The organism is Rhizobium sp. N621 (assembly GCF_001664325.1).
GTDB lineage: Bacteria > Pseudomonadota > Alphaproteobacteria > Rhizobiales > Rhizobiaceae > Rhizobium > Rhizobium esperanzae.
Genome location: NZ_CP013495.1, coordinates 2412838 through 2432025, shown reverse-complemented (window position 1 = coordinate 2432025; position 19188 = coordinate 2412838). Strand labels below are relative to the sequence as shown.

General features: G+C 61.4%; 20 protein-coding genes. 11 read left to right on the top strand and 9 right to left on the bottom strand.

Annotated elements, in window-relative coordinates:
- The first annotated feature begins 182 nt into the window (after positions 1-182).
- The 10 genes from AMK00_RS11860 (at position 183) to AMK00_RS11815 (ending at position 10624) form a co-directional block, all read left to right on the top strand.
- Positions 183-725, top strand: a complete 543-nt coding sequence (locus AMK00_RS11860; RefSeq protein ID WP_064810487.1) for a hypothetical protein — start codon at positions 183-185, stop codon at positions 723-725.
- Positions 726-819: 94 nt separating this feature from the next.
- A complete protein-coding gene (locus tag AMK00_RS11855) occupies positions 820-2859 on the top strand; it encodes an FUSC family protein (protein WP_064810486.1) in 2040 nt (679 codons plus the stop codon).
- Positions 2860-2863: 4 nt separating this feature from the next.
- Complete coding sequence (locus tag AMK00_RS11850) at positions 2864-3694, top strand: RNA methyltransferase (protein ID WP_064802935.1); 831 nt, start codon at positions 2864-2866, stop codon at positions 3692-3694.
- Positions 3675-4475 carry a glutamate racemase gene (gene murI / locus AMK00_RS11845; protein ID WP_064802933.1) on the top strand — a complete coding sequence of 267 codons (801 nt, stop codon included), beginning with the start codon at positions 3675-3677 and terminating at the stop codon, positions 4473-4475. Before AMK00_RS11850 ends, murI begins: the two co-directional genes overlap by 20 nt.
- A 128-nt stretch (positions 4476-4603) precedes the next feature.
- The gene (locus AMK00_RS11840) at positions 4604-6115 is read left to right on the top strand and encodes an ATP-binding protein (protein ID WP_064802927.1); all 1512 of its coding nucleotides are present in this window, start codon (positions 4604-4606) and stop codon (positions 6113-6115) included.
- A gap of 224 nt (positions 6116-6339) precedes the next feature.
- Positions 6340-6957, top strand: a complete 618-nt coding sequence (rpsD, locus tag AMK00_RS11835; RefSeq protein WP_064685423.1) for a 30S ribosomal protein S4 — start codon at positions 6340-6342, stop codon at positions 6955-6957.
- A gap of 72 nt (positions 6958-7029) precedes the next feature.
- Positions 7030-7959: a glutaminase gene (locus AMK00_RS11830; protein WP_064802925.1), complete on the top strand. Its 930-nt coding sequence runs from the start codon at positions 7030-7032 to the stop codon at positions 7957-7959.
- A gap of 58 nt (positions 7960-8017) precedes the next feature.
- On the top strand, positions 8018-8890 hold the full coding sequence (gene ttcA, locus AMK00_RS11825) for a tRNA 2-thiocytidine(32) synthetase TtcA (protein ID WP_064802923.1): 873 nt from the start codon (positions 8018-8020) through the stop codon (positions 8888-8890).
- 48 nt (positions 8891-8938) lie between these two features.
- Positions 8939-9766, top strand: a complete 828-nt coding sequence (locus AMK00_RS11820) for an inositol monophosphatase family protein (protein ID WP_064802921.1) — start codon at positions 8939-8941, stop codon at positions 9764-9766.
- Positions 9767-9799: 33 nt separating this feature from the next.
- Positions 9800-10624, top strand: coding sequence for an inositol monophosphatase family protein (locus AMK00_RS11815; RefSeq protein WP_064802919.1), 825 nt, complete (start codon positions 9800-9802; stop codon positions 10622-10624).
- A gap of 44 nt (positions 10625-10668) precedes the next feature.
- On the opposite strand, the gene AMK00_RS11810 is transcribed toward AMK00_RS11815, so the two are convergent.
- The 5 genes from AMK00_RS11810 to AMK00_RS11790 all read right to left on the bottom strand — a co-directional run bounded on the left by AMK00_RS11810 (position 10669) and on the right by AMK00_RS11790 (position 14571).
- Positions 10669-11142: a GNAT family N-acetyltransferase gene (locus AMK00_RS11810; protein WP_064810485.1), complete on the bottom strand. Its 474-nt coding sequence runs from the start codon at positions 11140-11142 to the stop codon at positions 10669-10671.
- Positions 11143-11176: 34 nt separating this feature from the next.
- Positions 11177-12457 carry a multidrug effflux MFS transporter gene (locus AMK00_RS11805; protein WP_064810484.1) on the bottom strand — a complete coding sequence of 427 codons (1281 nt, stop codon included), beginning with the start codon at positions 12455-12457 and terminating at the stop codon, positions 11177-11179.
- A gap of 35 nt (positions 12458-12492) precedes the next feature.
- Entirely contained in the window at positions 12493-13698 is a 1206-nt protein-coding gene (locus tag AMK00_RS11800) for a multidrug effflux MFS transporter (RefSeq protein WP_064806157.1), read from the bottom strand.
- 137 nt (positions 13699-13835) lie between these two features.
- Positions 13836-14171, bottom strand: a complete 336-nt coding sequence (gene grxD, locus AMK00_RS11795; RefSeq protein WP_009994514.1) for a Grx4 family monothiol glutaredoxin — start codon at positions 14169-14171, stop codon at positions 13836-13838.
- Positions 14172-14340: 169 nt separating this feature from the next.
- Entirely contained in the window at positions 14341-14571 is a 231-nt protein-coding gene (locus tag AMK00_RS11790) for a hypothetical protein (protein ID WP_064802913.1), read from the bottom strand.
- Positions 14572-14734: 163 nt separating this feature from the next.
- Between AMK00_RS11790 and AMK00_RS11785 the strand changes: the two genes are divergently transcribed.
- Positions 14735-15925 carry a hypothetical protein gene (locus tag AMK00_RS11785; RefSeq protein WP_064810483.1) on the top strand — a complete coding sequence of 397 codons (1191 nt, stop codon included), beginning with the start codon at positions 14735-14737 and terminating at the stop codon, positions 15923-15925.
- Positions 15926-16015: 90 nt separating this feature from the next.
- Here the strand turns inward: AMK00_RS11785 and AMK00_RS11780 are convergent, their stop codons facing one another.
- The 4 genes from AMK00_RS11780 to AMK00_RS11765 are packed head-to-tail and all read right to left on the bottom strand — an operon-like array spanning position 16016 to position 19179.
- On the bottom strand, positions 16016-16696 hold the full coding sequence (locus AMK00_RS11780) for a transporter substrate-binding domain-containing protein (protein WP_064802909.1): 681 nt from the start codon (positions 16694-16696) through the stop codon (positions 16016-16018).
- A 13-nt stretch (positions 16697-16709) separates the two neighbouring features.
- Complete coding sequence (gene hpaI, locus AMK00_RS11775) at positions 16710-17474, bottom strand: 4-hydroxy-2-oxoheptanedioate aldolase (protein WP_064810482.1); 765 nt, start codon at positions 17472-17474, stop codon at positions 16710-16712.
- A 7-nt stretch (positions 17475-17481) separates the two neighbouring features.
- Positions 17482-18264: a 2-oxo-hept-4-ene-1,7-dioate hydratase gene (gene hpaH, locus AMK00_RS11770; RefSeq protein ID WP_064802904.1), complete on the bottom strand. Its 783-nt coding sequence runs from the start codon at positions 18262-18264 to the stop codon at positions 17482-17484.
- A gap of 21 nt (positions 18265-18285) precedes the next feature.
- Positions 18286-19179 carry a dioxygenase family protein gene (locus tag AMK00_RS11765; RefSeq protein ID WP_064802902.1) on the bottom strand — a complete coding sequence of 298 codons (894 nt, stop codon included), beginning with the start codon at positions 19177-19179 and terminating at the stop codon, positions 18286-18288.
- Positions 19180-19188 lie beyond the last annotated feature (9 nt).

The following is a 19188-nucleotide window of genomic DNA, read 5'->3' as shown; positions in this document are numbered from 1 at the left end:
CGTTAAGCTTGGAAGGGGATATTGTCCCGGCTGGGTGATGTAATCCGGAGCGCTATAGCATTGTGAGCCGGGAACGCAAAGCTGCAACGGGCAGGGACATCACGTTTTTGCCGCCATTGCCAAGTGGCGGAAATTGGCTAACCTCCGCGGCATAAGCCCGCCTGAGTCCCGGACATTTTGCCATGAAGAAGATCGCCGTTCTGTTCGCCGGCCTTATTGCCGCCGTGTCTGTCGCACCTGGGCTTTTGCTTGCAGCCGATGCGACCGAGCCGGTCAAGGAAATCATGAAGGACACGCAGACGAACTGGGCGAGCGACGTCAGTGACTGGATCGATATTTTCGAGGAAAGCGTACTCGGCCGGCTCTACAGCAAGGACTTCGGCGACAAATACAAAGTAGCCGCCCAGAACCCGGCGGCCGACGAGGATGGCATTTCGCCCTTCGACTATGACGTGATCGTCAACGGCCAGGATGCCTGTCCGCTGCAGGACCTTTCCATCGAAAGCGGCCAGCCGGCAAACGGCACGACAGAGGTGACCGTGAAATTCAAGGCGGCGACCTGCATGGAAGGCGCCCCCAACAAGGATGACGTCACGACTGTGCGTTTCGAGGTGATTGAGGAGAACGGCAAATCCGTCATCGACGACATCATGGTTCAGGGTGAAGAGGGGCAGGGGCCGACCTCGCTCAAGGAAACCATGATGCTGATCGCCAAGGGCCAGTAAGCGGGCGACATCCGATCGCATCGGGGGGCGCGTCAGCGGTTTGATTTCCGCTCCCGCGGCGGTATCTATCGATGCTTCATGGCATGAGGGGCTCATGCATTTGTTTTCCCGCTTTCAGTTCCGCGACTGGCTGCTTGCCAATGATCCGGCGCTTTCGCGCCTGCGCATGGCCTCGCGGGTGACGCTGACCATTGTCCTCGTATTCCTGATCCTGCTTGCCATAGAGGCTTTCATCTTGCCGCTGCCGACGGCGGCCTTCGGCCTCGGCATCGTACTGTCGATCGAAGGTGGGGTGGCGGTGCGCGACAAGGGTAATGCGCGCCAGCTGGTGACGCGGCTGTTCGGCTGTGCCGTAAGCCTTGTTGTCGTCGCCATTGCCGCAGGGCTCGAGGATCAGCGCGTTCTCTCCGATCTCGTTTTTCTCGTCATCATCCTGCTCGCATCGGCAGGCCGGGTGTTCGGGCCGCGCGGCTTTGCGATCGGAATGTTCGCCTTCACCTCCTATTTCATGGGGGCCTATTTCCAGCCGCCGCTTGCCGAACTGCCTGAGGTGGCGATCGGGCCGGTCGTTTCCGTGCTTGTCGGCCATGTGGTAAGGGCGGTGCTTCTACCTGATGACTGGCGGCGCGATCTGCTGCGCTCGCTCGAAAGTGTCAGCGGGCGGATCAATCAGATCCTCTTCAAGCTCGCTGCCCTTGCCGCCAGTGGCGACATCGGCGATGCCGACCGGCAGGAACTGCGCCAGCTGGAAGACCGGCTGAAGGAAGTGGTGCTGATGGCCGAGACCTTCATCCCGCGCCCATCAGCGGGCGTCTTCGACGGCGCTTCCAATCCCGCTGCAGAGCTGGCGATCCGGCTCTTCGATGCGCATCTTGCCGCCGAAAGCGCTATCGTGCTGAGCTTCCAGAGCCCGCCGCCCTTTGCACTCGTTCACGCGGTGATCGAGGCCGATGCGGCAGAACTCGAAAGATATGAGGGAACGACCGAGGCCATCAAGGATCAGCCGCAGGGCGAAACCATACGGGCGTTGCTCTGGCTGGGCGAAGCGCGGCGGCAACTGACCGAGGCGATCAACACGGGACGGGCTTCCGGTTTCTCCGGCATTGATGCGGCCAAGGAAACAGCGCAAGCTCAGGCGATCGATTTTTCGCTGGCCAATCCGCTGCTGCGTTCCGCGCTGCAGATCACGCTCGCCTCGGCGATCGCCATGGGCTTCGGTCTGCTCTTGTCGCGCGAGCGCTGGTTTTGGGCGGTGCTTGCCTCTTTCCTTGTCTTTACCAACACCAATTCGCGCGGCGACACAGCCATGAAAGCTTTATCGCGTTCGCTCGGCACGGTGTTCGGCATCGCCATGGGCCTCGTCCTGGCGACCTTGATTTCGGGCGAGCCTGATATCGCTATCCCGGTTATGGCCATATGCATCTTTCTCGCTTTCTACTTCCTGCAGGTTTCGTACGCGACGATGACCTTCTTCATTTCGATCGTGCTCTGTCTGGTCTACGGCATGACCGGCGTATTGACGCTTGATCTGCTCAAACTGCGCATCGGGGAGACCGTGATCGGCGCGGCGGCCGGAACGGCAGTTGCTTTCGTCGTTTTCCCGGCGCGCACGCGCGGCGCGCTCGATGCTGCGCTCGCCCGTTGGTTCCAGGCGCTGCGCGAGCTACTCGGCGCAATCGGCGAGGGCAAGGGCGGTTTCGAGTTGATCGCACTATCGCAGAAGATCGATGCCTGCTACCGCGACGTGACGGTGGCGGCCCGCCCGCTTGGCTCCTCCTGGTCGGTGGTGACGCGACCCGGCCAGATCCGCCGGACATTGGCGATCTTCCTTTCCTGCACCTATTGGGCGCGCGTCCTGGCGAGGAGCTACGAAGCACCGCCTGCCGGCAGTGATCAGAAGAGGCTGATCGCAGCGGATGTGGCACTGATCGATGACGCGGCGCCGCGCGGTGCGAGCTGTTTCTTTATCGAACGTAAGGCGTCGCGGACGACGGGAAGGCATTTGCCAGTGTCGCGAGAGGGCGCCCGGGTGGGGCTCGAGATGATCGGTTCGGCGCTGGAAAGGCTCTATCCGCAGGCCGACACCTTGCCGTTTGCGTCGGGCGAGGCTATTGCGCGCTCGAAACAGGGATAAGACCATGGCAGGCACGAACAGCGAGCGTCAACTTCTGGCCGAAGGGCCGGCCATCATTCTGGTCGAGCCGCAGATGGGCGAGAATATCGGTATGGTGGCGCGCGCCATGGCGAATTTCGGCCTGGCCGAACTGCGTCTCGTCAATCCGCGCGACGGTTGGCCGAACGAGAAAGCGCAGGCGACGGCCTCCAAGGCGGACCACGTGATCGAGGGCACCAAAGTCTATGACACGTTGGAGCAGGCAATTGCCGATCTCAATTTCGTTTACGCCACGACGGCGCGCAGCCGCGACAACTATAAGCCGGTGCGCTCCCCGGTCTTTGCCGCGCAAACGCTGCGCACAAGGTTCCGGGCGGGCGAGGCAACGGGCATTCTCTTCGGCCGCGAGCGTTGGGGGCTGACCAATGAGGAAGTGGCGCTGGCGGACGAGATCGTGACCTTTCCGGTCAATCCCGCCTTCGCCTCGCTGAATATTGCTCAGGCCGTGCTTCTGATGTCCTATGAATGGATGAAGTCCGGCATGGAGGATCTGGAAGCGGTGCCGTTCCAGGCGCTCGAGCAGCGCCCTTCCACCAAGGAGCAGCTCTTCGGCCTGTTCGACCAGCTGGAAGAAGCGCTCGATTCGCGCAACTATTTCCATCCGCCCTCGAAAAAGCCGAAAATGGTGGACAACCTTCGCGCTGTTCTCTCCCGCCGGGCCTTCACGGAACAGGAAATCAGCGTGCTGCGCGGCGTCATCTCCTCCCTCGATCGCTTTTCGCGAAACAGTCCGCGCAAAGGCGGTTTCACCAGATCCGGCAAGGAAGCGGCAACCGATGACAGCGCCGACCAATGAGCTGAAACCCGTCCTCGTCTTCGATTCAGGCATAGGCGGGCTGACCGTGCTGCGCGAGGCGCGCGTGCTGATGCCGGAGCGCGGCTTCGTCTATGTCGCCGACGATGCCGGATTCCCTTATGGTGGTTGGGAAGAGCAGGCGCTGACGGAGCGCATCATCGGGCTCTTCGGCAAGCTGCTTCAGGATTACGATCCCGAAGTCTGCATCATCGCCTGCAACACCGCCTTCACGCTTGTCGGCGCCGACCTGCGCGCGGCCTTTCCCCAAATGACCTTCGTCGGCACCGTGCCGGCGATCAAGCCGGCGGCGGAGCGCACGCGTTCGGGCCTGGTCTCGGTGCTGGCGACGCCGGGTACCGTGAAACGTGCCTATACGCGCGATCTCATCCAGTCCTTTGCACAGCAATGCCACGTACGGCTTGTCGGCTCGGAAAACCTTGCGCGCATGGCCGAAGCCTATATTCGTGGCGAAGCGGTCTCCGACGAGGCCGTGCTTGCGGAGATCGACCAGTGCTTCGTCGAGAAAGAGGGGCACAAGACCGATATCGTGGTGCTTGCCTGCACGCACTATCCGTTCATGGCCAATCTCTTCCGCCGTCTTGCGCCCTGGCCGGTCGACTGGCTCGATCCGGCCGAGGCAATCGCGCGGCGCGCCCGCACGCTGGTGCCGCTGGTTGCCGATGCTGTGCATCCGAATAATTTCGACTTTGCAGTCTTCACATCAGGCAATCCCGATTTTGCCACGCGACGATTGATGCAGGGATTCGGCTTGAGAGCGTAAGCGGAATTGTCCTGTGGGTTGGCGAAATCCGGTCCTGAAAAACTGCAAATTCTTTGATAGACGGGGCTTTGCCGTTTCGGAAGAATGGCGCTTCATTCATGTGAGTCTCTTCGCCGCGAGGATCAGCATTGCAGGTTGGCATCGATATGGGATTGGCGTCCGGCGCTCCGGCGACGCTCGATATCGAGGAGCTGCTGGCGACGCGCCTGCTCGTGCAGGGCAATTCCGGGTCGGGCAAGTCGCATCTCTTGCGCCGCCTGCTCGAGCAGTCTGCACAATGGGTGCAACAGGTCATCATCGATCCCGAGGGTGATTTCGTCACCCTTAGCGACAGGTTCGGTCATGTCGTCGTCGACGGCGAGCGCACCGAGGCGGAATTGGCGGGCATCGCCAACCGTATCCGCCAGCATCGCGTCTCCTGCGTGCTGACGCTCGAAGGCCTCGATATCGAGCAGCAGATGCGCGCCGCCGCCGCTTTCCTCAACGGCATGTTCGATGCCGATCGCGAATATTGGTATCCGGTCCTCGTCGTCGTCGACGAGGCGCAGATGTTTGCGCCCTCCGTCGGCGGAGACGTCTCAGAAGATGCACGCAAAATGTCCCTGGGAGCGATGACCAACCTGATGTGCCGCGGCCGCAAGCGCGGGCTTGCCGGGGTGATCGCAACGCAGCGGCTCGCCAAGCTCGCCAAGAACGTCGCGGCCGAAGCCTCGAACTTCCTGATGGGCCGCACCTTCCTCGATATCGATATGGCGCGCGCCGCCGATCTGCTCGGCATGGACCGGCGCCAGGCGGAGATGTTCCGCGATCTCAAGCGCGGCAATTTTGTTGCCCTTGGGCCGGCATTGTCGCGCCGGCCGCTGCCGATCCAGATCGGTGCGGTGGAGACCTCGGCGCGCTCCTCCAGCCCGAAGCTGATGCCGTTGCCGGATGCGCCGCAGGACGTCGAGGACCTGATCTTCACGCCCGACCCGGAAGAGTTCCAGCGCCCGCTCGTGCGCCGCGCGCCGCCGGTGCCGCGACCGACGACCGATATCCTGGCCGAACTCTCGCGCTCGACGCCGGTGGCATCCCCGGCGCCGGTCGAAGCGAGGGCGAGCCAGGCGGAGATCTCGCCCGAGGAGCGGGAGGAGCGCCTTGCCGGCGTGCTCGCCGAAATACTCGACGATCCCGCATCCGCCTTCCGCACCGATTCCGTGCTTTACCAGGATTTCCTTGTCCGGCTGCGCATGCGCCGCGTGCCGGGGCCGCCGATCGCGCTGCCGGATTTCCGCCGGCGCGTGGCGATCTCGCGCTCCGGCGTCGATGCGGCAACAGCGGCGAGCGATGAGTGGGCGACGGCGCTGTTGCTGTCGGCAGACGTCACCGATGACCTGCAGGGCGTCTTCCTGATGCTCGCCAAGGCGGCCGTCCGCGGCGAAGCGTGCCCGTCCGACGCGCGCATCGCCCGCGCCTACGGCACGCATTCGGCGCGGCGCGCCCGACGGCTGCTCGGTTATTTCGAGGAACAGGGCATCGTCGTCGTGCATACGGATTTCTCCGGCAAGCGCATCGTGGCGTTCCCCGACATGAATTGTCAGACGGCGCCTGGCGACGCAAACGCGCCGGATACGGGCGATCAGCCTTTGGCGGCGGAATAGCGGCGTTTCTGGCTTTGGCGCAGTTGACATTTTCATGACGGGCCTCTAAAGACCGCGCCAAGCACCGGGCAGCAATGTCCGGTGTTTCATTTGACATGTCCCGTGGATCGTTTCTGTTCGCGTAACCGAAACATCCTGTCAGGTCTCGGCAGAGGTCAGAGGAGGGCGTGTTTCCTTCGCGCGGTTTGGAAACAAGCCGCCATAAACCTTTGAAAGGAAATACGATGAGCAAGCGCGAATCGTCCAAGTACAAAATTGACCGCCGTATGGGCGAAAACATCTGGGGTCGTCCGAAGTCCCCGGTGAACCGCCGCGAATACGGCCCGGGCCAGCACGGCCAGCGCCGCAAGGGCAAGCTTTCGGACTTCGGTGTGCAGCTGCGCGCCAAGCAGAAGCTCAAGGGTTACTACGGTGACCTGCGCGAGAAGCAGTTCCGCGCCATCTTCGCAGAAGCTGCCCGCCGCAAGGGCGACACCTCGGAAAACCTGATCGGTCTGCTGGAATCCCGCCTCGACGCGATCGTCTATCGCGCCAAGTTCGTTCCGACGGTCTTTGCTGCCCGTCAGTTCGTCAACCATGGCCACGTGACCGTCAACGGCGTGCGCGTCAACATCGGTTCCTACCGTTGCAAGGCCGGCGACGTCATCGAAGTTCGCGAAAAGTCGAAGCAGCTGGTGACCGTTCTGGAAGCCGTCAGCCTCGCCGAACGTGACGTGCCCGACTATATCGAAGTTGATCACAACAAGATGGTCGCCACCTACGGCCGCGTTCCGACCCTCAGCGACGTTCCGTTCCCGGTCGTCATGGAACCGCATCTCGTCGTCGAATTCTATTCGCGTTAAGAAAACCCAGGCGTTTTCGCATATGGAAAAGCCGCTCTTTCGGGCGGCTTTTTTGTTATCCGGAGAGAAGCGATGGCGGATTTGCAGGCGACCCTCGATAGCATCTACAGCGATATCCTGCCGCGTATCGGCGAGGGCAAGGTCGCCGACTATATTCCCGAGCTTGCCAAGGTGGACCCGCGGCAGTTCGGCATGGCGATCGTCACCGTCGACGGCCAGGTCTTTCGTGTCGGCGATGCCGATATCGCCTTTTCGATCCAGAGCATATCCAAGGTCTTCACGCTGACCTTGGCGCTCGGCAAGGTCGGTGAGGGACTGTGGAAGCGCGTCGGGCGCGAGCCATCGGGATCGGCCTTCAATTCGATAGTGCAACTCGAACACGAGAGCGGCATTCCCCGCAATCCCTTCATCAATGCCGGGGCGATCGCCGTCACAGACGTCGTCATGGCGGGCCATGCGCCGCGCGAGGCGATCGGGGAGCTGCTGCGTTTCGTGCGGTATCTCGCCGACGACGAGTCGATCACCATTGACGACAAGGTAGCGCGTTCCGAGACGCAGACGGGATATCGCAATGTTGCGCTTGCCAATTTCATGCGCGCCTATCGCAATCTCGACCATCCCGTCGATCACGTGCTCGGCGTCTATTTCCATCAATGCGCGCTCGCAATGAGCTGCGAGCAGCTGGCCCGGGCCGGGTTATTCCTGGCGGCGCGCGGCAGCAATCCGATGACCGGTCATTCCGTGGTCTCGCCGAAGCGGGCGCGGCGCATCAATGCGCTGATGTTGACCTGCGGCCATTATGACGGTTCGGGCGACTTTGCCTATCATGTCGGCCTGCCCGGCAAGAGCGGCGTCGGCGGCGGCATTTTTGCGGTAGCGCCCGGCATCGCCTCGATCGCGGTGTGGTCGCCGGGGCTGAACAAGGTCGGCAATTCGCAGCTCGGCGCCGTGGCGCTTGAGATGCTTGCGGCCCGCACCGGCTGGTCGGTTTTCGGCGATTGAGGCTGTGTTGCCGGATGACTTTCTGCTAAGGCAGGCAGACCTTCGATAGGACGGAGCAATGAATATCGCAGCCAACATCGCTGATGATCCGGAAACTAGCGAAATCGACGACGGCGCAGGCCCCGCACTCTTTGCCGATGCGCCACGTTCGGTCTCCTTTAACAAGCTGCGCAAGCGCCTGCTCAGGCAAGTACGTCAGGCTTTCGATGACTTCGACATGCTGAAGGGGCAGAATCGCTGGCTTGTCGGCCTTTCCGGCGGCAAGGATTCCTACGGTCTCTTGGCGCTGCTGCTTGATCTGAAATGGCGTGGGCTGCTGCCCGTCGAGCTCGTCGCCTGCAATCTCGACCAGGGACAGCCGAACTTTCCAAAGCATGTGCTGCCGGATTATCTGACGAAGATCGGCGTCCGGCATCGGATCGAATATCGCGACACCTATTCGATCGTGAAGGAGAAGGTGCCCGAAGGCGCCACCTATTGCTCGCTCTGTTCGCGGCTGCGGCGCGGCAATCTCTACCGCATCGCGCGGGAGGAGGGCTGCGACGCACTGGTGCTCGGCCATCACCGTGAGGACATTCTCGAAACCTTCTTCATGAATTTCTTCCACGGCGGACGGCTTGCCTCGATGCCGGCAAAGCTTCTGAACGACGAGGGCGACCTAATGGTGCTTCGGCCGCTCGCCTATGCCGCCGAGGACGATCTTGCCAGGTTTGCCGTCGCCATGCAGTTCCCGATCATCCCCTGCGATCTCTGCGGCTCCCAGGACGGGCTGCAGCGCAATGCGATGAAGGACATGCTCGCCGATATCGAACGGCGCATGCCTGGACGCAAGGACACAATGCTGCGAGCGCTTTCGCACGTGAACCCGTCGCATCTGCTCGATCCGAAACTCTTCGACTTTTCCAGCCTTGGTGTCACCGATCCTTCATGAAAGGCCGGCTAAGCAGGCTGGCTCTTTGCATGAAGGACAGCAATTCGCATGACCATTTCAGATCAGGATATTCTCTTTCTCGGCGAATGCGTAAAGGAGGCGGCGCGTGCGGAAATCATGCCGCGTTTTCGCAACCTCGGCGACACGGATGTTTCGGAAAAAACCTCGGCAACCGATCTGGTGACGCAGGCGGATCTGCTTGCCGAACACCGGATCACCGCGGCCCTGAAAGAGCGCTTTCCCTCGGCACTCGTGGTCGGCGAGGAAGCCTATGACGCCGACAAGTCGGTGGTGCCGGCGCTTGCCGATGCCGAGCTTGCCTTCGTCATCGATCCTGTCGACGGCACGTTCAATTTCGCCGCCGGACTTCCCGTTTTCGGAACGATGCTTGCGGTTACCGTGAGCGGCGAAACCGTTGCCGGCATCATTCACGATCCCGCTCTCGGCGACACGGTGACGGCGATCAAGGGGGCGGGCGCCTTTCTGATGCGCCGGGATGGACAATCGAGCAGGCTGAGGGTGGCTGAGCCTGCCGCCTTGAACCAGATGGTCGGCGGCATGTCATGGGGCCATATGGAAGAGCCCGATCGCTCGCGCATCTGCGCCAACATGGCAAAGGCGCGGATGACCTTCGCTTTCAACTGCTCGGCCTATGAATATTGGATGGTCGCATCCGGCAAGATGCATTTCATTGGTCATGCGAAGCTGATGCCCTGGGATCACCTGGCCGGCGTGCTCGCGCACCAGGAGGCGGGCGGCCACACGGCGAAATTCGATGGCACACCCTATCGTCCGGGCGAGACGACCGGCGGCATCATTTCTGCGCCTGATAGGGAAAGCTGGCAGCTGATCCGGCGCGAGATTGTCGGCATCTGATATAAGGCCTCGGCCGAAGTGAGAGGATTTGATATGACAACAAGCGTTGACGTGACCGTTCTTGCCGATCTCTTGCGCCGCGCGGCAAAGGCCGAGATCCTGCCGCGCTTCCGCCGGCTCGGCCGGGATGAAGTGCGCGCCAAGAGCGAGGCGACCGATCTTGTCACCGAGGCCGACGAGCAGGCCGAGCGGATGATCAAGGCGGAAGCGCAACAGCTCTGGCCGGACGCGCTGTTTCTCGGGGAAGAGTCGGTCGCGGCCGACCCGACGCTGCTTGGCAGGCTTGCCGATGCCGATCTCGCGATCGTAGTCGATCCGGTCGACGGAACGTTCAACTTCGCCGCCGGCATCCCGGCCTTCGGCGTCATGGCCTCGGTCATTTCAGGCGGCGAGACCATTGCCGGCATCATCTACGACCCGATGGGCGACGACTGGGTCATGGCAGAGAAGGGCGGTGGTGCCTGGCTGCGCAGACCGAATGGTGAGGCGCAACGACTGCGCGCAGCCGAGCCTGTCGCGCTCGCCCAGATGGTCGGCATGGCTTCCACCGGCTACCTGCCGGTCGAGAAGCGCGCCGAGGTCCTTGGCAATCTCGCCAAGGTGCGCTTCCTCACCAACTACCGCTGTGCTGCTCACGAATACCGCACTCTTGCGGGCGGGCACGTCCATTACCTGATGTATAACAAGCTGATGCCTTGGGACCATCTTGCCGGCACGCTGATCTCGCAGGAGGCCGGCGCCTATGCGGCCCGCTTCGACGGCTCGCCCTATTTACCGCAGCATCTCGATGGCGGACTGCTGATTGCGCCCGACAAGGCATCGTGGGATACGCTGCGGCGTGAGGTCGTTACCATCTAAAACCGATGCGACCGGCCGTCGCAAAGCCGATCGCAAATGACAATTTAGGCGTAGAAATTTTCCATCAGGAAGTTTTCCAGGCCTTGTCCGCGCTTCTCGACGGTTTGCCGGGTTATCACGCGAAATCCTTTGCGTTCAAAGAACGGACGAGCAGTTCTGCTTGCTTCCGTAGATATTCGGCGAAATCCCAGCTTGAGAGCTTCTTCTTCGACCCTGCCCAGCAGGCAGGTTGCTACACCGACCCCTTGATAGCCAGGGTGCACGAACATCATGTCGAGGCACCCGTCGCTGGCGAGATCCGAAAAACCCACGGGGTTTCCGGCGATCTCTGCCATCCAGGCCGGCCTGCTCATCCTTCGTTCCGCCCATAGGGCGCGATCCTCCACCTTTGCCCAAGCTTCGATCTCAGCGGCGGAATAGTCTTTTGACGAGACTTCCCGGATGGAGCGTAGAAAAATCTCGATCGTGGCGTCCACGTCACCCGGTACATAAGGCCTGATCAGAATTCGCTCGTTCATCGAGAATGCCTTGAGTTGATCCGGTGCTCCTGCCTCAGAAGTGAGCCGCGCCCGGATCGAGTTGCGGATTGTCACCGGGATGGGTGAAGAGCTTGCCGTTCTCAGCCCATAGCGTGGCTGTGATCGTCACCAGGCCGAACAGCGCGAATCCGCCGAAGAGCGGCTGCACCGTGCCGTTGAACATCTGGCCGACCAGGCCACCGAGGATGGCGCCGAAGGTCGTCGAGACAAAGCCGGTGATGGCGGTCGCCGTGCCGGCGAGATTGCCCATCGGCTCGAGGCTGATGGCGGTGAAATTGGTGGCGATCACCGCAAACATCATCAGAACGATGGTGAAGATGCTGTAGGCGGTGGCGAAGTCCGGCTTGCCCGCCAAGGCGATGACGAAGCCGAGAGCCGACAGTGCCGTGAAGATCAGCAGCGCGGCGTGCGAGATGCGGCGCATGCCGAATTTGCGGACGAAGAAGCCGTTCGCGAAATTGGCGACGGCAATGCCGCCGGCGGTCGCCGCAAAGGCGATCGGCAGCCAGTCGCCAAGGCCATAAACTTCGCCGAAAACCTGCTGCACGGAAATCACATAGGCGCTGATGACGCCTGTAAACATGGTCAGACCGATCATGTAGCCGCAGGTGATGCGGTTGGTGAGCACGGTCTTGAAGCCGTCTGCGACAGAGCCGACCGACAGCGGCAGGCGTTCTGCCGGGGGCAGCGATTCCTTCAGCCGCAGAAGAGCCCAGACGAACAGGATGCTGGCGACTGCGCCGAGCAGGATGAAGATCCAGTGCCAGTTGGCATAGAGGATGATGAGCTGGCCGATAGAAGGGGCAACGATCGGCACGATCATGAAGACGATCATGACATAGGACATGACGCGGGCCATTTCGCGGCCACCGAAGCAGTCGCGGACGATGGCCATGGTGGTGATGCGCACGGCCGCGCCGCCCACGCCTTGAATGAAGCGCATGAGGAGCAGCATTTCGAAGCTGCCGGTTGCTGCAGCGGCCAACATCGCGACTACATAGCAGGCAAGGCCGCCAAGCAGGATGTTGCGGCGGCCGAAGGTGTCGGAAAGGCTGCCGAAGAATATCTGCGAGACGCCGAAGCCGAGGAAGAACACGCCGATGATAAGCTGGGCGTCGTTGGTGTTGGTGACGCCGAGGGAATGGCCGATATTGGGCAATGCCGGCAGCATGCTGTCGATTGCCATGGCAATGCTGGCGGTCATGATGGCGATGGTGACGACGAATTCGCCGAAGCCCATGCCGATGCGGCGGGAACCCTGGTTTTCCTGGTGCGGTTTATGCGGCGGCGTCATGCGGTGAAATCCTGGATGCGGAAGGGACCGGCCGCTCAAACGGCCGGATTGTGCTGATGGAAGAGGCGGCCCTTTTCGGCGATCAGCACGAAGATGAGCCCGATGATCGAGACGATGAAATAACCGGCGACCATCGGCAGCGCCGTGCCGTCGAAGGCCTGGCCGATGCCGGCGCCGATAAGGGCGCCGCCGACCGTGCTCATGAAGCCGAGAACGGAGGAGGCGGTACCGGCGACGTGTCCGAGCGGCTCCATGGCAAGCGAATTGAAGTTCGAGCCGATCCAGCCGAACTGGAACATGGCAAGGCCGAAGAAGGAGATGAACAGCGCAAACGGCATCGGCTCGGAGCTTGCCATCTGGACGATCAGCCAGATGGTGTTGATGGCGATGAAGCCGAGGAGCGAGCCGTGTGACAGGCGGCGCATGCCGAGTTTGCCGACAAAACGGGAATTGAAGAAGGACGACAGCGACATGAAGATCGCCACGCCGGCAAAGGCGAACGGGAAATAGACGCCGAGGCCGTAGATGCCGACATAGATCTGCTGGGCGGAATTGATGAAGCCGAACAGCGCGCCGAAGATGAAGGTGCTGGCGATGGTGTAGCAGAGCGCCACGCGGTTGGTCAGCACCAGCTTGAAGGCGCCGAAGATCGAGCGGGCGGTGAAGGGGCGGACATTCTGCGGATGCAGGGTTTCCGGCAGGCGGACATAGGCCCAGACGCCGATCGCCGTCGCCATTGTGGCGATGAAGAGGAAGATCAGGTGCCAGTTGCCGAAGAACATGACGACCTGGCCGGTGCCGGGCGCAATCACCGGCACGATCATGAACACCATCATGATGAGCGACATGACCTCCGCCATCTGCCGGCCGCCATAGATGTCGCGGACGATGGAGATGGTGATGACGCGGGTGGCGGCCGAGCCGACGCCCTGGACGAAGCGCAGCACCAGCAGGCCGGCGAAGGAGGGAACGAAAACGATTCCGATGGCGGACGTGATATAGACGACGAGGCCGATCAACAGCGGCGTGCGGCGGCCGAAACGGTCGGAGAGCGGACCGTAGAACAGCTGGGCGCAGCCGAAACCGAGCAGATAAGAGGAGACGACGAACTGCCGGTGATTCTCGCTTTCGACGCCGAGGCTCGCGCCGATCTGCTGCAGCGCCGGAAGCATGATGTCGATGGCAAGCGAGTTGATGGCCATCAGGAAGGCGGCAAGCGCGATGAACTCACGCTTGCCCATGGGCAGGCGGCCCGCGGACACGGCTTGTGATGAATCTGTCACAATGAAATTCCCATAAACAGGCCAAGGCGCTGCTCACCGCAGCGCCTCGGACTCGAGAAACAGATTTGGAAACCGGGCGGACGTCCGGTGACCGGTCAGGCGGCGCCGCGAACGGTGACGCCGTTTTCCTGGAGATGCTGCTGCAGTTCACCGGCCTGGAACATTTCCCGGACGATGTCACAACCGCCGATGAATTCGCCCTTTACGTAGAGCTGCGGGATCGTCGGCCAGTTGGAATAATCCTTGATGCCCTGGCGGATTTCCGAATCGGCGAGCACATTGATGCCCTTGTAGTCGACGCCGATGTAATCGAGAATCTGCACGACCTGGCCGGAGAACCCGCACTGCGGAAACTGCGGCGTGCCCTTCATGAAGAGGACGACGTCGTTGCTCTTGATTTCGTTGTCGATGAATTCGTGAATGCCGCTCATGGGATCTGATCCTTTCAACAGGCGAGTTAAAGGCCCGCCGTTTCAATCGTTTCCCTTAGATAGCATGTGACAGCAGGAATTCCAGCCGCCCGAGCCAAAAAAAGACCATCTGGTCAGACCACTTTGCGATTGTTGCTGTCGCGTTACGGTCGGAAGTTTGCCTTGCTTCTCAGACGCGACGCTGACGGCTGCGGCCGGCGGCGGTGCGGCGCTTGCTGACCTGTTTGCGGGCGGGCTTGCGCTTGGCCGTAGCCGTCTTCCTGACAGCCGTCGTCGTCGCGCCGGGGCGCGCCTTGCGCCTCTTGCGTTTCGTCGAGACGCGACCTGTGGTTTTCTTCAGGATTTCCTTCAGCACGCTGTCGACGACACCCGATATCAATTCTTTTACAAGATCGGCCACAAAACCCCTCCGTTTGCGGTGAAAACGACGTGCCTGCTATTGAATTCCGGATGAGTTCGGTTAGCAAGACGGCTTTGAAATCATACCTGCTTTTTCGCGATATCGGCGGTCAGCAGGTGGTTTGCAGCAATATGCCGGCTATTTGCCCGGCCGGAACAGCGGAATGACATTGATAAAGAAGCGGGTCGTCCTGCATTTCCCGGGCTTCGAGCCGCTCGACGGCCTTGCCCATAGGGCGCGGTACGAACGCTCTGCCAGACAGAGTGCTGCCGTCTGGGGCTACTCCGTCGAAACCGGTGCGCCGGAGGCGGGAAGCGATCCTCTCAGCTTCGAGGTCACGACTGGCAGCGCGGGAGCCCGCGAAACGGCGCCTGCGGCGGAGACCGGTTCCGCCGGCTGGCGGACGAAGAGCCGGATCCATATGGTTGATCACGACATGTTCGTGCGTCGGCTGCGCGGCCGCAATACACTGAGCCGGATCATTGCAGGATTTCGGAGCTGCGCCGAGATCATGCTGGAAGGTGGCATGCGGGGATATTTCAGGCATGCGTGGCGTTTCGGCCTGTTCTTCCTCTTTCCGTTCCTGCTGACGGCGCTGGCGATCGCGCTGACGGCCGAGATCGTCTTCCTGCCCTATAGTCTCGGCTTCTCCGCCTGGCACGTGCTCTGGAGTGGGTCACTGGCGCTCTGCTTCTTCATCTTCGCCTTCCTGCCTTTTTCCGAGCGTTTCCATACGCTGCATCTTTTTGCCGATTGGGAAATGGCAGTGGCGCTCGGCCGTATGGATCGGGCCGACTTCAACGACTGGCTGGAAGAGCGGGCGACTGCGGTGCGCAAGGCGCTCGCCGAGGAGGCGGACGAGTACGTGATCTCCTCGCACAGCATGGGATCGAGCGTCGCCGCCCATGTCATCGGCATACTGCTTGAAAGGGAGCCGGGGATCTTCGCGGGCAAGCGAGTGGTATTCGCCACACTCGGCAGCGCCGTTCTGCAATGCGCCCTGCTGTCATCGGCAACATTGCTTCGCGCCCGCGTTGGCCTGATCGCCCGCTGTCCGGAGATCTCCTGGCTTGACGTGCAATGCCTGACGGATTCGATCAATTTCTACAAGGTGCCGGTCGTTGCCGTCTCCGGCCATGCAGATGCGCCGCCGGCAAAGATCCTTCTTATCCGCGTCAAGCAGATGCTGACGAGCGAACATTACCGGAAGATCCGCAAGGACCAACTGCGGGTCCATCGGCAATATGTGCTCGGCCCAGATCTCAAGGCGCCCTTTGATTTCACCCTGATGACGTCAGGACCGATGCCGGCCTCGGTCTTTGCCTCTCCGGAGCAGAATAAGCTGCCGGCTTGAAGGCTGGGCTCCAGCGGTGTTGGCTGGTTACGAAATTGCCGTTCTGATCCCGCCAAGGCCAGCACGTGCCCAAGAGCCGAGGACGTTACTTTACGGCGCTCCAGCGCTTGCATTCAGACGGTGTACGAAATCCGCAAAGAAGGCTGAGGCATGAATGGCTCTTCGGTGCACGGCGATCGTCTGGGGAATTTCAGAGAACGCTCCCTCCACCAGCCTGAAGCCGGAAATTCGCTCCGAACTCTGAACGAGGAATTCGGTCAATCCCGCAGCCGCGTCGCATTGCGACCCGACAAGGAGATCGATGGCAGCTGCCGGGCTGTCCGTATGCGAGACAGTGGCCTTTTCAAGAATACGCTCGAGCTGCTTCGTATAGGCGGCGCTTCTTGCGGAGGCTATCCGTAGTCCTTCAGCATCGACATCTCCGACCGTTCGAAGCGCTGAGTCCTCCGGCACCAAATAGGTCGCTCTGACGGAGATGTAGGGAGGTGAAAAGGAGAACCGGTCGGCTCTCGATGCATCCGAGGCAATAAAAGCAATGTCCCACTCGCCGCGGTCCGCAGCGGCGAGGATGTCGGCGGCCGAGCTGTACTGAATCAGCGAGAGGCCGCGATCCAGTTGCTCGGCAATTTTGTGACCGATCCGAGCGCTTGGACCGACCAAGGTGCCCGCCTGATCGTCCCACTGGACCAACGCTGTATTCGACATGTTGACGGCGGCCCGGATCACACCCGCGGGCGCTATCTCGGACAGAACTTTCTTCCGCGTCGACATCGGCGCGAACTCCCTAAGATGCAAACCGGGCTGCGAGCGCCTCCGATCCTCTCGCAAGGAGGGCGACGTCTACGCCAACGGCGGTGAACAACGTCCCGAGCGAAATGCAGCGGGCTGCAAACGTCTCGTCCGGCGTGAGGATGCCTGCCGGTTTTCCAAGAATTTTCAGGCGTCCGATCGCGTCTTCAATGGCCGCGACCACCTCGGGATGCCCCGGTTGGCCGGGATGACCGAAACTGGCCGCCAGGTCGGCGGGGCCAATGAAGACGCCGTCGACGCCTTCGACCGCTGCGATGGCCTCTAGCTGACCGAGTGCCTCTCGGGTCTCGATCTGCAGAAGCAGGCAGATCTCCTGTTCGGCAATGCGCGCGTAGTTCGGCACGCGCCCGAAGCGGGTGGCGCGCGTTAGAGCGGAGACCCCGCGGACCCCGTGCGGCGGATACCGTATGGCGGCGACCGCCGCCTTCGCTTCCTCTTCGTTCTGAACATAGGGAACGAGGAGCGTTTGGACGCCGATATCCAGAAAGCGCTTGATCAACACGGGATCGTTAAATGCCGGGCGTACGACCGGGGAAACGTCGTAAGGCGCGACCGCCTGCAATTGCGGTAGGACGGTGAGGACGTCGCTCGGAGAGTGCTCTGTATCGAACAGCACCCAATCGAAGCCCGACGGCGCGACGATTTCTGCCGCGTAGCTTCCGGGAAGGCCGCACCAGAGACCGATCTGGCTTTTGCCGGCTCTCAGTTTCCGTTTGAAGTGATTGACGGGAAGTTCCATCGGCGCCTCACACAAACGAGACGCCGATGGAGCCGACCGGACCATAGTCGGCTTGGATGACATCGCCCTTGACGATGTCCACAGGGCGGGTGAACGAGCCGGCAAGCACGATCTGGCCCTTCTTCAAACCGCCTCCGACGGCATGGAGCTTGTTCACGAGCCAGGCGATTCCGGCGGCCGGATGCCCCATGATAGCGGCGGAAACACCCGATTCCTCGATGATGCCGTTTTTTGAAAGCGTCGCGCCGACCCAGCGGATGTCGATGTCCATCGGCCGGATGATACGGCCACCCACGACGATCGCTCCGAAGGCGGCGTTGTCGGCGATCGTATCGGTGATGGCTCTGGGCACTTCGGTTCGGTAGTCGATGATCTCAAGCGCAGGAACGACAAATTCAGTCGCGCGCATGACATCATAGATCCGAGTGCCCGGTCCCTCGAGATCCTCGCCCATTACGAAGGCGAGCTCCACTTCGAGACGAGGCTTGATGAAGAGTTCCGCTCTGATCTGCGCTCCGTCGTTAAAAAGGGCGTCATCCAGAATGACGCCGTAGTCGGGCTCCGTCATTTTCGAGGCCATCTGCATCGCCCGCGATGTCAGTCCGATCTTATGACCCGCAATCCGCGCCCCCTTTGCAATCCGGGCCTGCGCCCAGAGTGCTTGGATCTCGTAAGCGTCTTCAAGTTCCAAATTCGGATATGTCCTGCTCGGCTGGACGATGGGCTTGCGTTCGGTTTCTGCCTTCAGCAGTGCGTCGGCTGCCGCCTGGCGTTCCTTTTGCGTAATCATGATTTGGCTCTGTTGGTTTCGTTATTTGATCGGGGGACGCGGCAGGATGGCCTCGCCTGGCTCCATGACGTAGGTGTAGTCGAGCGAGAACCACGGGCCAGTGACGTCCGTGTCGGACGGGTGCGGCTCGTCATGACGGACAAAGTCGCCTGTCAAAGCCGCGGTGACGCCGAACTGCACATCGGAATCAATGTTCGGATCGCTCGGGTCGAAGACCTGGGAAATGAGGGTTTTGTATCCCTCTTTGAAGATCAGGGCGTGCAGATGCGCAGGTCGGTAAGGGTGGCGACCTTGCGCCTGGAGAAGCCGACCGGCGACTCCGTCGACAGGGATGGGATAGCCCACCATCTTGACCGTTCTAAACCAGAATCGACCCTCGTCGTCCGTAGTGAACTTGCCGCGCAGGTTCATTTCCGCCTGATCAGGATCCTGGTTCTCGTAAAGGCCGACAGGCGAGGCGTGCCATACGTCGATCTCGGCGCCTTGGATGGGCTTGCCTCCTCGATCAACCACCTTCGCGTGGACAAACAGGGGTGTTCCCGGCGTTTCCGACCGGATGATGGTTCCGCCGTTTTCCACCCGCGGAGAGTTGAGCCGCCAGAACGGCCCGAGTAGCGACTGTGAAGTCTCGGTCTGCCCGTTGTCGCCGTTGTTGAGCAGGCACACAAGGGACGAGACGCCAAGCGATCCGGCGATGAGCACGAATTCGTTGTGGCTGTCGGTCTGCAGCTGGCCAATTTCGTTGAGGATGGCGGTCGCTTCGCGAAACTCGACTTCCGACAGCCTGACTTCCCGCACGAATGCGTGGAGGTGCTTCACCATTGCAACGAGTATATCCCGCAACCGTGGATCTTCCGTGCGGTTCATCACGGCGAGGACGGCCGGCGTCAACTCGCTTTCCATTCTTATTGCCATAAGGCTACC

Excerpts from the sequence above, each read along its gene's own strand:
- AMK00_RS11815 (WP_064802919.1), top strand. The coding sequence starts at position 9,800 with ATGACAACAAGCGTTGACGTGACCGTTCTTGCCGATCTCTTGCGCCGC.
- AMK00_RS11765 (WP_064802902.1), bottom strand. The coding sequence starts at position 19,179 with ATGGCAATAAGAATGGAAAGCGAGTTGACGCCGGCCGTCCTCGCCGTG.
- rpsD (WP_064685423.1), top strand. The coding sequence starts at position 6,340 with ATGAGCAAGCGCGAATCGTCCAAGTACAAAATTGACCGCCGTATGGGC.
- grxD (WP_009994514.1), bottom strand. The coding sequence starts at position 14,171 with ATGAGCGGCATTCACGAATTCATCGACAACGAAATCAAGAGCAACGAC.
- AMK00_RS11800 (WP_064806157.1), bottom strand. The coding sequence starts at position 13,698 with ATGGGCAAGCGTGAGTTCATCGCGCTTGCCGCCTTCCTGATGGCCATC.
- AMK00_RS11855 (WP_064810486.1), top strand. The coding sequence starts at position 820 with ATGCATTTGTTTTCCCGCTTTCAGTTCCGCGACTGGCTGCTTGCCAAT.
- AMK00_RS11805 (WP_064810484.1), bottom strand. The coding sequence starts at position 12,457 with ATGACGCCGCCGCATAAACCGCACCAGGAAAACCAGGGTTCCCGCCGC.
- AMK00_RS11785 (WP_064810483.1), top strand. The coding sequence starts at position 14,735 with ATGACATTGATAAAGAAGCGGGTCGTCCTGCATTTCCCGGGCTTCGAG.
- ttcA (WP_064802923.1), top strand. The coding sequence starts at position 8,018 with ATGAATATCGCAGCCAACATCGCTGATGATCCGGAAACTAGCGAAATC.
- AMK00_RS11810 (WP_064810485.1), bottom strand. The coding sequence starts at position 11,142 with ATGAACGAGCGAATTCTGATCAGGCCTTATGTACCGGGTGACGTGGAC.
- AMK00_RS11830 (WP_064802925.1), top strand. The coding sequence starts at position 7,030 with ATGGCGGATTTGCAGGCGACCCTCGATAGCATCTACAGCGATATCCTG.
- AMK00_RS11860 (WP_064810487.1), top strand. The coding sequence starts at position 183 with ATGAAGAAGATCGCCGTTCTGTTCGCCGGCCTTATTGCCGCCGTGTCT.
- AMK00_RS11820 (WP_064802921.1), top strand. The coding sequence starts at position 8,939 with ATGACCATTTCAGATCAGGATATTCTCTTTCTCGGCGAATGCGTAAAG.
- AMK00_RS11780 (WP_064802909.1), bottom strand. The coding sequence starts at position 16,696 with ATGTCGACGCGGAAGAAAGTTCTGTCCGAGATAGCGCCCGCGGGTGTG.
- murI (WP_064802933.1), top strand. The coding sequence starts at position 3,675 with ATGACAGCGCCGACCAATGAGCTGAAACCCGTCCTCGTCTTCGATTCA.
- hpaI (WP_064810482.1), bottom strand. The coding sequence starts at position 17,474 with ATGGAACTTCCCGTCAATCACTTCAAACGGAAACTGAGAGCCGGCAAA.
- AMK00_RS11850 (WP_064802935.1), top strand. The coding sequence starts at position 2,864 with ATGGCAGGCACGAACAGCGAGCGTCAACTTCTGGCCGAAGGGCCGGCC.
- hpaH (WP_064802904.1), bottom strand. The coding sequence starts at position 18,264 with ATGATTACGCAAAAGGAACGCCAGGCGGCAGCCGACGCACTGCTGAAG.